At 66.6% G+C, this 15,603-nt stretch carries 13 protein-coding genes; 3 read left to right on the forward strand and 10 right to left on the reverse strand.

The window, feature by feature from the left end:
* From A3K89_RS24560 to A3K89_RS24570, 3 genes are read right to left on the reverse strand one after another with little or no spacing between them, the layout of a single operon-like run.
* Positions 1 to 732 carry an alpha/beta fold hydrolase gene (locus A3K89_RS24560; protein ID WP_308115123.1) on the reverse strand — a complete coding sequence of 244 codons (732 nt, stop codon included), beginning with the start codon at positions 730 to 732 and terminating at the stop codon, positions 1 to 3.
* 49 nt (positions 733 to 781) lie between these two features.
* Positions 782 to 2,335, reverse strand: a complete 1,554-nt coding sequence (locus tag A3K89_RS24565) for a DNA polymerase Y family protein (protein ID WP_068432135.1) — start codon at positions 2,333 to 2,335, stop codon at positions 782 to 784.
* The gene (locus A3K89_RS24570) at positions 2,332 to 3,192 is read right to left on the reverse strand and encodes a hypothetical protein (RefSeq protein WP_157105443.1); all 861 of its coding nucleotides are present in this window, start codon (positions 3,190 to 3,192) and stop codon (positions 2,332 to 2,334) included. Before A3K89_RS24570 ends, A3K89_RS24565 begins: the two co-directional genes overlap by 4 nt.
* A 211-nt stretch (positions 3,193 to 3,403) precedes the next feature.
* On the opposite strand from A3K89_RS24570, the gene A3K89_RS24575 reads away from it, so the two are divergent.
* Positions 3,404 to 4,621 carry a serine/threonine-protein kinase gene (locus A3K89_RS24575; protein ID WP_068432138.1) on the forward strand — a complete coding sequence of 406 codons (1,218 nt, stop codon included), beginning with the start codon at positions 3,404 to 3,406 and terminating at the stop codon, positions 4,619 to 4,621.
* Positions 4,622 to 4,645: 24 nt separating this feature from the next.
* Here the strand turns inward: A3K89_RS24575 and A3K89_RS24580 are convergent, their stop codons facing one another.
* Genes A3K89_RS24580 through A3K89_RS24590 form a run of 3 tightly spaced genes read right to left on the reverse strand, consistent with a single transcriptional unit; the run spans position 4,646 to position 7,327 of the window.
* Positions 4,646 to 5,293: a response regulator gene (locus A3K89_RS24580; RefSeq protein WP_068432141.1), complete on the reverse strand. Its 648-nt coding sequence runs from the start codon at positions 5,291 to 5,293 to the stop codon at positions 4,646 to 4,648.
* Complete coding sequence (locus A3K89_RS24585; RefSeq protein ID WP_157105444.1) at positions 5,290 to 6,636, reverse strand: ATP-binding protein; 1,347 nt, start codon at positions 6,634 to 6,636, stop codon at positions 5,290 to 5,292. The genes A3K89_RS24580 and A3K89_RS24585 overlap by 4 nt, the downstream gene beginning before the upstream one ends.
* Before the next feature lie 22 nt (positions 6,637 to 6,658).
* Positions 6,659 to 7,327, reverse strand: a complete 669-nt coding sequence (locus A3K89_RS24590) for an NADPH-dependent F420 reductase (RefSeq protein ID WP_068432468.1) — start codon at positions 7,325 to 7,327, stop codon at positions 6,659 to 6,661.
* A gap of 137 nt (positions 7,328 to 7,464) precedes the next feature.
* On the opposite strand from A3K89_RS24590, the gene A3K89_RS24595 reads away from it, so the two are divergent.
* Both A3K89_RS24595 and A3K89_RS24600 read left to right on the forward strand, forming a co-directional pair.
* On the forward strand, positions 7,465 to 8,850 hold the full coding sequence (locus tag A3K89_RS24595) for a PspC domain-containing protein (protein ID WP_068432145.1): 1,386 nt from the start codon (positions 7,465 to 7,467) through the stop codon (positions 8,848 to 8,850).
* Positions 8,843 to 9,088 (forward strand): hypothetical protein, encoded by a 246-nt coding sequence (locus tag A3K89_RS24600; RefSeq protein ID WP_068432148.1) that lies wholly within the window; start codon positions 8,843 to 8,845, stop codon positions 9,086 to 9,088. The genes A3K89_RS24595 and A3K89_RS24600 overlap by 8 nt, the downstream gene beginning before the upstream one ends.
* 4 nt (positions 9,089 to 9,092) lie before the next feature.
* On the opposite strand, the gene guaA is transcribed toward A3K89_RS24600, so the two are convergent.
* The 4 genes from guaA to guaB all read right to left on the reverse strand — a co-directional run bounded on the left by guaA (position 9,093) and on the right by guaB (position 15,432).
* A complete protein-coding gene (gene guaA, locus A3K89_RS24605) occupies positions 9,093 to 10,682 on the reverse strand; it encodes a glutamine-hydrolyzing GMP synthase (protein ID WP_068432150.1) in 1,590 nt (529 codons plus the stop codon).
* Between the two features lie 32 nt (positions 10,683 to 10,714).
* The gene (locus A3K89_RS24610) at positions 10,715 to 12,457 is read right to left on the reverse strand and encodes a GMC oxidoreductase (RefSeq protein WP_068432153.1); all 1,743 of its coding nucleotides are present in this window, start codon (positions 12,455 to 12,457) and stop codon (positions 10,715 to 10,717) included.
* A 263-nt stretch (positions 12,458 to 12,720) separates the two neighbouring features.
* A complete protein-coding gene (locus tag A3K89_RS24615) occupies positions 12,721 to 13,860 on the reverse strand; it encodes a GuaB3 family IMP dehydrogenase-related protein (RefSeq protein ID WP_068432156.1) in 1,140 nt (379 codons plus the stop codon).
* 48 nt (positions 13,861 to 13,908) lie between these two features.
* The gene (guaB, locus tag A3K89_RS24620; RefSeq protein ID WP_165839629.1) at positions 13,909 to 15,432 is read right to left on the reverse strand and encodes an IMP dehydrogenase; all 1,524 of its coding nucleotides are present in this window, start codon (positions 15,430 to 15,432) and stop codon (positions 13,909 to 13,911) included.
* Positions 15,433 to 15,603: the final 171 nt, after the last annotated feature.

Genomic DNA, 15,603 nt, shown 5'->3' on the forward strand with positions numbered 1-15,603 from the left:
TCAGTTCCGATGTCGCATCAGAAATGGCATCACAGCTGCTTCGAACTCGGCGTACTTGTCGCGGTGGATGCTGTGTCCCGTCCTGAACGACACGACCGAACAGTCCGGAATCTCGCCGGCCAACAGATCGAGACGCGTGTCGTCCATCATTCCGCCTGGGCCTCCGCGTAGCACCAGCGTCGCCGCGGTGATGTCGGCCAGCTTCTTCCACCATTCGGAGTTGGGGCGACGAAACTGCGCGAGTGCGGGCCCGGTCATCGACCGGTCGAACACGAAGACGGCACGGGGATGGCGAAGGATACTTGTTGCCGCATGCCAGAGTTCGGTGATCGACGGAAGGCGGCCGGTGAGTGTCGGCTCGGCGTCGCCCTGCCGAATGGGAATCGGCATCTCCTCGATGACCAACGACCGAACCGAGCTCGGACGCTCCTGCGCGACCAGCGTCACTGCGTATCCGCCGAGCGAATGTCCCACCAGATCCACCTCGGTCAACCCCAGATGATCGAGGACGGCGACGATGTCGCGACCGAACGACGCGAACGAATAGTCGTCGGTGTGGGAACTTCGGCCGTGGCCACGCAGATCGACGGTGACGACGCGTCGCCCGGCGGCGACCAGCGCCGTCGCGAATCGATCCCATGTGCCGCTGTCACCGCCCATTCCGTGCACCAGCACGACCGGGATGGGCTCGGTGCCGCCGAAGTCTCGGTAGGCGATGTCGACTCCCCCCACATCCAGATGGGCGACGCGCACTCTGTCGGGCTTCAGACCGATCTCCTCCTCATTCGTAGATTCCCTCGACGTGCCATCCTTCCGAGTCGTACGCCAACAGAAGTACCCGGTTCTCGTCGATGTGCACTTGGACCCGCGCGCCGCGGTGACCGACTGCAGGATCCCACCACCGTTCGTCGACCGACCACGGCCCGGCCCATCCCGTCACCGCCCACTTCTTGCTCCCCCATCGCAGGACTGCGGGCGCACGGTCGAAGTCGCCTCGTTCCGAGGTGTGCACCGACGATCCGAGTGCATCTTCGAGCAACACCTCGGGACGTGACTCCATCACCGCCGCGGGCGCCGGCTGCGGCAGCTTCCCCGGCCACGGCGCCGACGGATCGCGCAGCGGAACGAGCTCGTCGCCCAACGAACGAAGCGTCACCTGTTCGACGGGACCACGCCCACCGCTGAGCACACCGATCTTCACCGCGTCACCGCCGAGAAGTCCTTGCACCCGCACCAGAGCGCGACGCGCCCGTTCGTCCTCGTCGCCGACGCTTCCCCACAACCCCAACTGGAGTTCGCCTGCCGCGACGACCTCGACGGGTTCGAGCCGAAGCGTCGTGATGCCCGCGGTCGGCTTGTTCTCACTGCGCCCGGTGAGCCATCCGTCGAGCTGCCACCGCACGCGATCGGCCGTGCCCTCGGGGGTCAACGGCTCGGCACAACGCCAGATGCGCGACAGGTTCTCGCCGTTCCCGGTCGATGCATGAACGAGCAACCGCGTACAGGCAACCCCGGCCGCCGCCAGCTTGGTGTGCAGCTTCATGGCCATGCCTCGACCGGCGAACGCTGCGGCGTCGACGCGGTCGATCGGCGGATCACACGAGTGCTCCACGTTCAGGTCCGGCGGCAGCGCACGAGCGGACGGCGGACGTTCCGGTTCGCCTCGGGCACTGCGATGCGCCAACACGGCATCGGTCCCGAACCGGGACGCGACGTCACCGGGCGTGAGTGCGGCGAACGCCCCGATCGTGCGGAGGCCGAGGCGTCGCAGCAGATCGATCAACTCACCTCGCTCCTGCGCGGCGAGACTCGGCTCTGCGGCGAGTTCGGCGACCGGCAGCGCGGACAGGAACTGCGCACCCCCACCGCGCGGAACGACAGCCGCGTGACGTGCAGCGATGACGGCCGTCGTCAATTCGTCGGCAATGCCGATCTGGCACTCCACCCCGGCGCTCGACGCCTGGTCGATGAGCCGTTCGGCGGCAGCGTGTTCCGAGCCGAAGTACCGACTCACTCCGCGAGCACCGAGTATCAGCAACCCGGGACGCAGAATTTCCACACCGGGTGCGACGGCGTCGATGGCAGCCGCGACAGGTTCGAACAGACGCCCGTCGCGATCCGGATCCGCCGTCGCGACGTGGACGTCGGGGCACCGCGCCTGAGCCTCCCGTTTGCGCAGTCCCCGGCGAACGCCCTCGGTGCGGGCCGTCGCCGAACACGCGATCACCCGGTTGGCCGACGTGACCGCCACCGGATGCGTCGCGGGAAGATCCGCGACGGCGGCAGCGGCCACCGCAGGCCAGTCCGGACACCACAGCGCAAGAACGCGGCTCATGCCAGTACCGCGAGATCGTCGGCATCCGAATCCACTGCCGCACGACGAATCTCAGGTGCGACGGTCCACTGCACCCGCCCCTGCTCGGACCGGAGATCGACACGCGTGGTGCGCGGACGCATCGCCTTGCCCTGCGCCCGCACTTCCAACTGCAGGGTGCGCAGCCGTCCACGTCCCGATCGCGCGCCGGTGCCGACGCCGCCGTAACTCCGCACGACCGCGTCGAGACGCAGTTCGATGCCGTCCCACTGCCCGTCCGTCACCAGCAGCGTCGCCCCTTTGCTTCGGGCGCGCGCCACGACGGCACGGGCACGTGACGGCGGCACCGACCGCCCACCGAGACCGAGTACGACGAGGTCGAGCCCGTCGAGCAGGATCGCGGCCACCTCGACCGGGTCCTCGCCCGGATCGGGAACGACGGCCAGCCGATGCAGCTCGGCACCCATCTCGGCAGCCGCGAGCAGACCGAACCGTGGCTGGCCGATCACCGCGACGTGCTTGCCCGACGCAGTGACCGCAGCCACCATGCCGAGCAGCAACGAACCGGCTCCCGACACCGCGGCCACCGACCCCTGCACCAAACCGCCGTGCGGAAGGATCGACGCGAGAGCATCGGGTACGGCCAGCACCGGCTTGCGAGGAACTTCCGGCTGCGATGGGTGTCGATGTCGGACCATGGGTGCAGGATGGGATCCGTCACTCCGAGATGCGGGAGCCGAAATCTGGACCGGGTCCGCGCGCGTCTCACCACGCGCAGGGACCGACGCCATGCGTCGTCTCAGGTACTCGACTCGCTCCGGCAACGACATGTCTGCCAGAGCTGGGTCACCAGCTGGATCACCGGCAGGAACGGACATGCTTCACTCCCCGAAAATAGACGAACCCACGACACTCGAGCCGGTTCGAAAGGCACGGGGAAGTCTTGCCTTTCGAACAGACTTTCGAACTGCTATCCAGTAAAGCCGGTGCATCGCCACTCGTCAAGACGGCCCCGTATCCGCAGGTAGAGGCGTCGATACGACCCGCCGAGACACCTCGTCGGCACAGAGTGCAGCAGTCAACTAACCTATGGTCGTGACAGAGCAGAAGCGCGCCGCCCGGGTCGTGGGACCCGACTATCTCCTCGCCGGTCGATACCGTCTCGCCTACAAACTCGGCGGTGGTGGAATGGGTGCGGTGTGGCTCGCGCAGGACACACTCATGGGCCGCAAGGTCGCCGTCAAACAGGTCACGTCGACCGTCGGACTGAGCGACAAAGCCGCACGCGAGATCCGCAACCGCGCGATGCGTGAGGGCCGCATCGCCGCACGCCTGTCGAGTGCACATGCCATCGCGATGCACGACGTCGCGATCGAGGACGGCGAACCGTGGCTCGTCATGGAGTACATGCCGTCACGCAGCCTCGCGCAGGCGCTCAACACCGTCGATACGCTGCCGCCGTACGAGGTCGCGCAGATCGGCGCGCAGATCGCCGACGCCCTGACCGAGGCACACGAGGCAGGCATCGTGCACCGCGACATCAAGCCGGGCAACATTCTGATCGCCGATCGCGGGCGCGAACTCGGCGTCGTCAAGATCAGCGACTTCGGTATCTCCCGCGCGAAGGGCGACGTCGAGGAATCCGACTCCTCCGTCATCACCGGAACGCCCGCGTACTTCGCCCCCGAGGTCGCACGCGGACAGGATCCGACGGAGGCCAGCGACGTCTTCTCGCTCGGCGCGACGCTGTACACCGCCATCGAGGGCAAGCCTCCGTTCGACATCGATCAGGATTCCATCGCGTTGCTCCACCGCGTCGCGAAGGGGCAGATCATTCCGCCCACGAAGTCGGGCGATCTGACGAATGCGTTGCTGCACATGCTCGAACCGGATCCGGCTCGGCGCCCGACGATGGCGCAGGCGCGTGACGAGATCATCGTCGCGGCGATCAGCAGCCGGGGAAGTATCGCCCAGATGCGGGGCGTGCCACTGACTTCGGCCGACGGCACCGTGCCGCGGTGGGCACACCGGTCGACGCCTGTCGCCGACACGCGTCGTGCATCGCGCGAATTCGGAAGCACCATCGCAGGATTGCCCGCGGTGCGCTCGGACGGTCTCACCGACTCGCCCAAACCCTATGCGCCGCCGCCCTTCGACCCGCCCAAGAAGAAGAATCCTCTCGATCTCGTCCTCGACTGGATCGACGACGTCGTCGGTGACAAGACCGACATCGAACCGGGAATCATCCTCGCCGGCGCCGTCGCCCTGGTCGTCGTGATCCTCGTTCTGCTCGTCGTTCTGCTGTGATCACGCCCGTCGAGGGCACTCCGGTCAGTCGATGCGACGCTTGTGCGCCCACCGGGTGAGCGCATTTCGGTTGGACTGCTGAGTCTTTCGCAGCACGTTCGACGCGTGGGTCTCGACGGTCTTGACCGAGATGAAGAGATCCTCGGCGATTTCGCGATAGGTGTATCCGCGCGCGAGCAGCCGTAGGACCTCGAGTTCGCGAGGCGTCAGCGAATCGAGTTCGGGGTCGAGCGGAGGTTCGGGTGCAGCGGACTTGCCCGTGAACGAATCCAGCACGAACCCGGCGAGGCGAGGCGAGAACACCGCATCTCCCCCGGCGACGCGTCGGACACCGTCGGCGAGTTCGGAACCGGAGATCGTCTTGGTGACGTAGCCTCGCGCACCCGCTCGAATGACGGCGATGACGTCCTCCGCGGCGTCGGACACCGACAACGCCAGGCACACCGGGCCGTCCGAGATGCGACCCAACACCGCGACGCCCCCACCGTCGGGCATATGCACGTCGAGCAGCACGACATCCGGCTTGGTCGACTCGATCCCGGCTACCGCGTCGGCGACGCCACCTGCCTCACCGACGACCTCGATGTCGGTCTCCCGACCCAATTCCGCGCGTACACCCGAACGAAAAACTGCGTGGTCGTCGACGAGAAAGACACGAAAAGGGTCGGTCACCTGTGCTGCTCCTGCGGTCGAGGTTCTGTCGTCTCGGTTCGATTGTGCTTGGAAGTGTCCTTGCTCGCAGAATCCCGGCCACTACCGCCCCGTGGCATCATGATTCGAACTTCGGTGCCCTTGCCGACGCCGGAGCGCACCGACACCTCTCCTCCTCGCCGTTCGATCCTGCCGCGAATCGATTTGGCGAGGCCGCGGCGATCCTCGGGCACCTGGGACTCGTCGAACCCTGTACCGCGGTCGCGGACGAACACGGTGACCTTGTCGTCCTCGGTCTCGGCGAACAGGTCGACGTTGGTCTCACCCGAATGCTTGGCTGCATTGACGAGCGCCTCACGGGTGGCACCGAGTACCGCGGTGAAGGTCTCGCGCGTCAGACCCGCGCTCGAATCGTCCAGCGCCAACTGCACGTCACCGACGGTGATGGGGCGCACGGTGATGCCGTGCTGGTCCTCGACCTCACCCGAGATGGTCTTCAGTGCTTCGGCAAGCGACGAGTGATCGGGATCGCCGTCCTCGAACAGCCACTTGCGCAGTTCACGTTCCTGGCTGCGCGCCAACCGCATGACCTCACCGGGCTGATCCGACTGCTTCTGAATCAACGCCAGTGTCTGCAGAACCGAGTCGTGCAGATGCGATGCGATCTCCTCGCGCTCGTCGTTGCGGATACGCGCGGAACGTTCGGCGTTCAACGCGCGCCACATGCGCAACCACACGGGAACCGTTAACAATGCGGCGCCCACCAACGTGACGATGACCGCCAGCAGCGACGAGCGCAACGACGCAAGATCCACCCTGGCCAGCACGACGACGCCGAGCCCCAACACGATGAGCGTCGCCCCGCCGACGACGCGTGCCCACCCGAGCACCGTCGGCTTCTTCGCCAGGCCGAGAACAGAACGCGGTCCGTCCGAGTCGAACTCACGCCAGACCAGTGCCGCTCCGACGACCACGACGACGATCGGTACCAATGCCGACGCTGCCGTGCCGTCGAGCAACCAGGCCACCGCTGCCGCCAGTCCGAGACCGACGGCCGCGAGACCGAGTGCCCGTTGACGCTCGACGCTGGTCGGCCGATCGACGTCGTCTCCCGCGGGGCTGAAGATCCACAGCAGTCCGTACGCGAAGATTCCCGCGCCTGCCATGATGGCCAGCAGCACGAACGCGACACGCACCTTGAAGACGTCGACGCCCAGATGGTCGGACAGCCCACCCGCGACTCCACCCACGATGCGTCCACCACCACGCCGGTGGAACGTGGCGGGTTCGTAGCCTCCGGGGGCGGCCGGCTGGTCGACAGGGTGCACTGTTCGATCCTGGCACGAATCGGACACCGTTCGCATCAGGGTCTCCCCTGATCTTCGTTCAGGCGCGCCACTCCGCAGGGCGTTCCTCGGTCGCTTCCGTGAGTGCGGTCGTCACGCCGTCGGCGTCGTAATCCTTGCCGTAGACGGGAGTACCGGGCTGCTGACGCCACGACTCCTCGAGCGTGCCGCCGTCGACCGGGTCGAACCCCAGCTGATCGACGACGTCGAACACGAGCTTCTTGCCCGCGCCGTCCGCGCCTGCGATCGGAAGCGCGATGCGTCCTTCGGATCCTGCGGGAACGCCCTTCTCGAGCAGGTGCTTCCAGTAGATGCCGTTGAAGACCTTCACGACGTCACCACCGCGCGCACCGAGATGCCGTGCAACCCAGACACTTTCCGGTGTGCCGTTCTCGATCTCGGCAATCAGGCCGTCGCGCTGCTGCGGGTAGTAGTTGTTCGTTTCGATGATCGGTGCGCCCGGGTTCGCCGAATCCACGATGTCCGACGGCAGATTCGGGGTGTTCTTCTGCGGAATACTCACGATCACGAGATCGGCGTCCTGCGCCGCCTCGGTGCTCCAGACCGCCTGTGCGCCCGTTTCGGCGGCGAGTTCGGAAAGTGTTTCGGGTGCACGGGAATTCGAGACCCGAACCTCGTGACCCAACTCCGTCAACCTGCGGGTCAACGTCCCACCGATGAATCCAGCTCCGATGATGCCGATCTTCACGTCGATAGCTCCTCGAGAATCGCGATACAGTTCCTCTGCTTCCAAGCCGTTCGGGCGCCGGTTCATTCCGACCCCGACGACCGAAGATCAGGGCGATCCCTGATGCGACAGTCGGCGCCGCGGGCCACGATGGTTCCATGAGCAACGCAACCGTCTCCGATCAGCTACAGCAGATGTGGCGCACACGTCCGTATCGGTTGCCGCAGCGGGGCCACATTGCGGGTGTCGCGGCGGGCATCGGGTACCGCTACAACGTCGATCCGGTCCTGATCCGGGTCGCCTTCGTCGTCGGCACGATCTTCGGCGGCGCCGGGATCGTCCTCTACCTCGCGGCCTGGCTGCTCTTCAGCAAAGCAGGCGACACGGCCTCTCCCGCAGAATCTCTCGTCGGCAAGGGAAACAGCTCCGAGTCCAACACCAAGATCGTGGTGCTGATCGTTGCGCTGATCATCGCCGTCACGACGCTCGGGCCGGTAGGAGTCGGACTCGGCGGTTCCGGCGTCATCAGCGTGCTGGCACTGCTTGCCGGGTGGTGGCTGCTGCACCAGCGGCAACCGGAGCCACCTGCCTTCCTCCCCGGCGGAACCGTCACATACCGACAGCAGGGATTCCCGATCTCGTTCGACAACCCGTACAACCCGTGGGCAGGGGCGAACTACCGTCCGCCGCAGTTCGAGCAGCGCACGACGTCGTACCAGCAGTACACGCCGTACACGCGGCTCCCGAAGAGCTACGTTCCGACGCCCCCGCCCGCCAAGCCCGTCTCCACGCCTGCTGCGGATTCGACAGACCACGTCGACCTCACCAAGCACGACACCCCGGCCGAACCGGCGCTCCCCGAGTCGCCGACGCCACCGTCGTGGGACCCGCTCGGCGTGGCACCGTTCGCCTGGGATCTTCCGGAACCCACGTCGACGACGGTTCCCGCCGTCCCCGAGAAGAAGCGGCGGTCGAGATGGACGTCCAGCTTCATCGGCCTGGCACTCGTCGCGGCCGCGATCACCGGAGCCGTTGCCGCAGCGACCGATTCGGAATGGTTGACGCCGGCCCGTATCGCCGCCGTCGCACTCGTGGTCGTCGGTACCGGTCTCGTGCTCGGCGCGTTCCTTCGCAAGGGCTACGGGTTGCTGATCGTGACGGGTCCGCTCGCGGCATTCGTCGTCTTCGCCTCGATCGTCGGGCCGGTGCAGTTCGACGGCCGGTACTCGGGCCAGCAGAACTACGCGCCGACCACCGTCGCCGGACTGCAGCCGACGTACACCGTGCAGGGCGGGGACCTTCAGCTCGATCTTCGCGGGCTGACGTTGACCGAGGACAAGACGATCGAGGTCGACGTCACGGCAGGCAACGCCACCATCACGTTGCCCCCGAGCATGAACTACCGCACCGAGTGCGTCGCGATCGCAGCGAGCACCACTTGCGCGGAACCTGGTGTGCAGCAGGGAAATTCACCGGACAACAGCGCAGTTCTGACGATCGACGCCACCGCACGCGCAGGAAACCTGGAGGTCATCCGTGGCTGAGACATGGCAGTACGGCGACAGCGACACCGACACTCCCGAGGAGAACAAGGCGCGGACTCGCCCGTCCGCACTTCTGTTCCTCGTCGGACTCGCAGCGCTCGTCGTCGGCATCAGCGCTCTGATCGGACCGTCCGCGATCGAAGCCCTGGGGGACGTGCAGTTCCGCTGGGTGTTCGTCGTCGCGGCGATCGTCGTCGGCCTGGCGCTGCTCATCGCGCCAGGCCGCTCACGCGGCTAGCGCGTCACTCCCACTCGATGGTGCCCGGCGGCTTGCTCGTCACGTCGAGAACGACTCGGTTGACCTCCGACACCTCGTTGGTCACCCGAGTCGAGATCGTTTCCAGGACGTCGTAGGGCAGTCGCGTCCAGTCGGCCGTCATCGCGTCCTCGCTCGACACGGGACGCAGCACGATGGGGTGACCGTAGGTGCGGCCGTCGCCCTGCACGCCGACGCTGCGAACGTCGGCCAACAGCACCACCGGGCACTGCCAGATCTGCTGGTCGAGACCGGCGGCGGTCAGTTCTTCGCGCACGATCGAATCGGCTTGACGCAGCGTCGCGAGGCGATCCTGCGTGATCTCGCCGACGATGCGGATCGCCAGACCCGGGCCGGGGAACGGCTGACGGTTCACGATGTCCTCGGGCAAGCCGAGTTCGCGGCCCACCGCCCGCACCTCGTCCTTGAACAACGTGCGCAGCGGCTCGACGAGCGTGAACTGCAGATCCTCGGGCAGCCCGCCCACATTGTGGTGGCTCTTGATGTTGGCCGTCCCCGACCCTCCGCCGGATTCGACGACGTCGGGGTACAGCGTGCCCTGCACGAGGAACTCGACCTCGGCGCCGTGAGATGCGTTCTCCCCCAACACCTCCGACACAGCGCCTTCGAAGCTGCGAATGAACTCGCGGCCGATGATCTTGCGCTTCTCCTCCGGGTCGGAAACGCCTTCGAGAGCCGACAGGAAGGTGTCGACGGCGTCGACGGTGACCAGCTTGGCCCCGGTCGCCGCGACGAAATCCTGCTGGACCTGCTCCCGCTCACCCTCGCGCAGAAGGCCGTGGTCGACGAACACACACGTCAGACGGTCGCCGATCGCGCGCTGCACCAACGCCGCTGCCACGGCGGAGTCGACGCCGCCGGACAGACCGCAGATGGCCTGACCCGTCGGGCCGACCTGCTGCTGCACCTGCTCGACGAGTGCGTCGGCGATGTTGGCCGCGGTCCACTCGCCCTTGATGCCCGCGGTCTCGTGCAGGAAGCGGCTGAGCACCTGCTGTCCGTGCGGCGAGTGCAGCACCTCGGGGTGGTACTGGACACCTGCGAATCGACGTTCCGTGTTCTCGAACGCCGCGACGGGCGCGCCCGCACTCGTCGCCGTGACGATGAATCCCTCGGGGGCGTCGGTGACCGCGTCGCCGTGACTCATCCATACGGGCTGCGTCGCAGGAAGACCGTCGTGCAGCACGCCGCCGTCGACGGACAGCTGCGTACGGCCGTACTCGCGAGTCCCGGTGTGCGCCACCGTTCCACCGAGCGCCTGCGCCATGGCCTGGAATCCGTAGCAGATACCGAAGACAGGCACTTCGAGATCGAACACGCGAGGATCGAGCGCAGGCGCACCCTCGGCGTACACGCTCGACGGACCACCGGACAGCACCAGAGCGGCCGGATTCTTCTCGGCGATCTCTTCGACCGTCGCGGTATGCGAGATGACCTCGGAGTACACGTTCGCCTCACGCACACGACGTGCGATCAGCTGGGCGTACTGGGCACCGAAGTCGACGACGAGTACTGGCCTGGGCAGCGCGGGATCGGGCTGTTGCGTAGCGGTCACCGGGTCAGTCTAGTTGCGTACGCGTCGTGCACTTACGCTGCACCCGTGGTGGCAGGCTTGTCGCGGCGAACCGGGGTGATCGTGAGCCGCAGTGCCGCCGGCGCGGACACCGGCACGACCGGATTGTTCGGTGCGATCGGTTCGATGCGCTCGTACGGCAGACCCTGCCGCGGACGTAGGTCCTGCTCGCCCTTGTTCGGCCACAACGCCGCCGAACGCTCTGCCTGGGCGCTGATCGTCAACGACGGGTTCACACCCAGATTGGCCGACACGGACGAGCCGTCGACGACGAACATCGTGGGGTAGCCGTACACACGGTGATACGGGTCGATGACACCGTGCTCCGCGTCCGACGCGATCGCACAACCACCGAGGAAGTGCGCGGTGAGCGGGATGTTGAACAACTCGCCCCACGTGCCACCTGCGATTCCGCCGATCTTCTTCGCGATGCGTCGGGTGGCGTCGTTGCCCTCGGGAATCCAGGTCGGGTTCGGTTCGCCGTGTCCCTGCTTGCTCGACACCGTGCGGCCGAACAGTCCGCGCTTGGTGAACGTCGTGATCGAGTTGTCCAGGTTCTGCATGACCAGCGCGATGATGGTCCGCTCACTCCAGTTCTTCACGTTCAGCACTCGCACGAAGTCGAGCGGACGCGCGACGACCATGACGAGGAATTTCAGCCATCGCGGGATTCGACCGCCGCCGTCGGTCATCAAGGTCTGCAACATGCCCATGGCGTTCGACCCCTTGCCGTAGCGCACCGGCTCGATATGCGTGCTCGCCGACGGGTGGAACGACGACGTGATGGCCACTCCCCTGGTCAGATCCACGTTCGGATCGACCTTCATCTTCGCGGCGCCGACGATGGACTCGGAGTTGGTGCGGGTGAGTTCACCGAGCGTGTCCGACAGCCGGGGCAGGGCACCCTCGTCCTTCATCTTGTGCAGCAAGTTCTGTGTGCCCCACGTGCCCGCGGCGAGTACGAGATTGGCGGCCGTGTACGTCGTGGGGCGTTTGCGCATCCAGGCACCCGTCCGCTCGGTGGCGACGTCCCAGGTGCCGTCGGGCAAGGCTCGAACGCCCGTGACGGTGGTCATCGGGATGATCTCGGCGCCTGCGCGCTCGGCCAGGGCCAGGTAGTTCTTGAGCAGTGTGTTCTTGGCCCCGTGACGGCACCCCGTCATGCACTCGCCGCACTCGATGCACCCGGTGCGCTCGGGGCCGACGCCGCCGAAGTACGGATCCGCGACCTTCTTGCCCGGCTCGTCACCGAAGAACACACCGACGGGCGTCTGAATGAACGTGTCGCCGACACCCATGTCTTCGGCGACGGACTTCATGACCTCGTCCGCGGGCGTCATGTGCGGGTTGCGTACGACTCCCAGCATGCGGGTGGCCTGCTCGTAGAAGGGAGACAGCTCGCTGTTCCAGTCGGTGATGTGGGCCCACTGCTTGTCCTTGAAGAACGGCTCCGGCGGCTGGTAGAGCGTGTTGGCGTAGTTCAGCGAACCGCCGCCGACGCCTGCTCCCGCGAGTATGAGGCAGTCACGCAGCAGGTGAACGCGTTGGATGCCGTAGCAGCCGAGCTTGGGAGCCCACAGAAATCGCTTCAGGTCCCAACTCGTCTTGGCGAAGTCCTTGTCCTCGTACCGTCTTCCGGCCTCGAGGATGCCGACCTTGTAGCCCTTTTCGACGAGTCTCAGCGCAGTGACGCTGCCACCGAAGCCCGATCCGACGATCAACACGTCGTAGTCGGTCTTGCGAGCCTGTGAACCCATGTTCGACCTCCGCCTCTACGCGCCCACCCCGACGTGTGACCGGAGCCACATTTCAGGCGACATTTCTTCCGAAGTGCCAACGGTCCTGTGACAGTCGGCACAAGCCACTGTAGCTGTAACCCGGAGTATCACCAAGTGCGGCTGCGCCACCCGTGCGGGGATAGTTGCAACCTGGGCCAACTATGCGCGCACGGGCGCCGTAGGCGCATGAAAAAGCGCGCATCCCGAAGGGACACGCGCTTTTTTCGTGCGGCTACGACGCCTTATGCCCGAACGTTCAGTCCGACCTTCTGGAACTCCTTGAGGTCCGAGTAGCCCGATTTAGCCATGGACCGACGGAGGCCGCCGACGAGGTTGATGGAACCGTACGGATCGTTCGACGGCCCGTGCAGCACCTGGTCGAGGCTCGGACGGTCACCTGCCGCGACCGGCAGGAGGGCGCCACGCGGCATCGACGGGTGCGCTGCCGCCGACGGCCAGTACCAGCCACCGCCGGGAGCTTCGGCGGCAACGGCGAGCGGCGCGCCGAGCACAGCGGCGTCGGCGCCGCAGGCGATCGCCTTCGCGAGGTCGCCCGAGGAAACGATGTCACCGTCGGCGATGACGTGGACGTAGCGTCCGCCGGTCTCGTCGAGGTAGTCGCGACGTGCAGCCGCGGCGTCGGCGATGGCCGTCGCCATCGGTACGCCGATTCCGAGCACCTCGCCGGTGGTGGTGCCGCCCTCTACGGATCCGTACCCGACGATGACGCCCGCCGCACCGGTACGCATGAGGTGCAGCGCGGTGCGGTGGTCGCTGACGCCGCCCGCGATGACCGGGACGTCGAGATCGGCGATGAACGTCTTCAGGTTCAGCGGCGTCTCGTCACCGTGCGCGACGTGCTCGGCGGAGATGATGGTGCCCTGGATGACCAGCAGGTCGATTCCGGCCGCCACCAGAGCGGGCGTCAGGCTCGCCGCGCTCTGCGGGCTCACTCGAACCGCAACCGTCACCCCGGCGTCGCGCACCTGTGCGACGGCGGCAGCCAGCAGATCCGGCTGCAGCGGTGCCGCGTGCAGCTTCTGCAGGAACTTCACCGGCGCGTCGGCGTCGAACTCGTTCTCCGCGATGGCCACCAGCTCGTCGAGCTTCGCCTGAACGTCGGCGTGCCGACCCCACAGCCCTTCGCCGTTGATGACACCGAGGCCACCGTGCTTACCCAGTTCGATGGCGAACTCGGGCGAGACCAGCGCGTCGGTCGGATGCGCCATCACCGGAATGTCGAACCGGTACGCGTCGAGCTGCCACGCCGTCGACACCTCCTTCGACGAACGAGTACGGCGCGAAGGCACGATGTCGATGTCGTCGAGCTGGTAGGTACGCCGGGCTGCTCTGCCCATGCCGATTTCAACGAGGTCGCGCACGCGCGCCCCTTTCTCGAGAGGTTCGGGAACTGTTTCTGGCCGGTCGGGTCAGCGCGTGGTGTAGTTCGGCGCTTCCGCGGTCATGGTGATGTCGTGCGGGTGGCTTTCCTTCAGACCGGCCGCCGTGATCTGCACGAACTGCGCCTCCTGCAGCTGCTCGATCGACGTCGATCCGGTGTACCCCATCGCAGCACGCAGACCACCGGTCAGCTGGTGAATGACCTGCGACAGCGGACCCCGGTAGGGAACCCGGCCTTCGATGCCCTCGGGCACCAGCTTGTCCTCGGCCAGCACGTCGTCCTGGAAGTAGCGGTCCTTCGAGTAGGACTTGGCGGCGCCACGTCCCTGCATCGCACCGAGCGAACCCATGCCGCGGTAGCTCTTGAACTGCTTGCCACCGACGAGGATCAATTCACCGGGCGATTCGGCGGTACCCGCGAGCAGCGAGCCGAGCATGGCCGTCGACGCGCCCGCTGCGAGTGCCTTCGCGATGTCGCCGGAGAACTGAAGGCCGCCGTCGGCGATGACGGGAACGCCGTGCGGCTTGCAGGCTGCGACGGCCTCGAGGATGGCCGTGATCTGCGGCGCGCCGACGCCTGCGACGACTCGGGTGGTGCAGATCGAGCCGGGTCCGACGCCGACCTTGACCGCGTCGGCCCCTGCCTCGACGAGCGCCAGTGCGCCCGCACGGGTCGCGACGTTGCCGCCGACGACCTGCACGCGCTCGCCCACCTCGGACTTGAGCTTGCTGACCATCTCGAGCACGCCCGAGTTGTGCCCGTGTGCAGTGTCGACGATGAGGACGTCGACGCCCGCGTCGGCCAGCGCCATCGAACGCGCCCACGCGTCCTGTCCGACGCCCACCGCCGCACCGACGAGCAGTCGGCCGTCACGGTCCTTGGTGGCGTTCGGGTGCTGCTCGGTCTTGACGAAGTCCTTGACCGTGATGAGCCCGGTGAGAGCTCCCTGGCCGTCGACGATGGGAAGCTTCTCGATCTTGTGGCGACGCAGCAGACCGAGCGCCGCTTCGGCGGTGACGCCTTCCTGCGCCGTGATGAGCGGTGCCTTCGTCATCACATCGGCGACGCGACGGTTCTGATCGACCTCGAAGCGCATGTCGCGGTTGGTGATGATGCCGACGAGCGCACCGGTCTCGTCCGTGACGGGGAGGCCCGAGATGCGGAAGCGGGCGCACATGGCGTCGACCTCGGCAAGCGTGTCGGTCGGCTTGCAGGTGACCGGGTCGGTGACCATGCCGGCCTCGGAGCGCTTGACCGTCTCCACCTGGGACGCCTGGTCTTGCAGTGACAGGTTGCGGTGCAGGACCCCCATGCCGCCTGCGCGCGCCATCGCAATGGCCATTCGCGCCTCGGTGACGGTGTCCATCGCGGACGAGACCAACGGAACCCGCAGCCGGATCTCCTTGGTGAGCTGGCTGGACGTGTCGACCGCGCTGGGGATCAGATCCGACGCAGCAGGAAGCAGCAGAACGTCGTCGAACGTGAGACCGAGCATGGCGACCTTGTTGGGGTCGTCGCCACCGGTACGGACATGGGCTCCGGAACTACTCATCTAAATCTGGCCCTCCCTAGAGCCGGGTGCCTCTCGGGCGCACGGACGGCGGCACCAGAGATAGGCGTGTTCGAGAACGGATGGAGACAGTGCGGCATCGAAACATGGACGCGGGCGCGCGGCGCCTCGTTCCATGGTATCGGCTCCGCTGTGCCAGCGTGAACGCGCATC

Origin of the sequence: Rhodococcoides kyotonense, assembly GCF_001645385.1 — a bacterium.
In the GTDB taxonomy this organism is placed as follows: domain Bacteria; phylum Actinomycetota; class Actinomycetes; order Mycobacteriales; family Mycobacteriaceae; genus Rhodococcoides; species Rhodococcoides kyotonensis_B.

Coding starts and splice junctions, on each gene's coding strand:
- A3K89_RS24585 (WP_157105444.1), bottom strand. CDS start 6,636: ATGCGAACGGTGTCCGATTCGTGCCAGGATCGAACAGTGCACCCTGTC.
- A3K89_RS24575 (WP_068432138.1), top strand. CDS start 3,404: ATGGTCGTGACAGAGCAGAAGCGCGCCGCCCGGGTCGTGGGACCCGAC.
- guaB (WP_165839629.1), bottom strand. CDS start 15,432: ATGAGTAGTTCCGGAGCCCATGTCCGTACCGGTGGCGACGACCCCAAC.
- A3K89_RS24565 (WP_068432135.1), bottom strand. CDS start 2,335: ATGAGCCGCGTTCTTGCGCTGTGGTGTCCGGACTGGCCTGCGGTGGCC.
- A3K89_RS24595 (WP_068432145.1), top strand. CDS start 7,465: ATGAGCAACGCAACCGTCTCCGATCAGCTACAGCAGATGTGGCGCACA.
- A3K89_RS24610 (WP_068432153.1), bottom strand. CDS start 12,457: ATGGGTTCACAGGCTCGCAAGACCGACTACGACGTGTTGATCGTCGGA.
- A3K89_RS24570 (WP_157105443.1), bottom strand. CDS start 3,192: ATGTCCGTTCCTGCCGGTGATCCAGCTGGTGACCCAGCTCTGGCAGAC.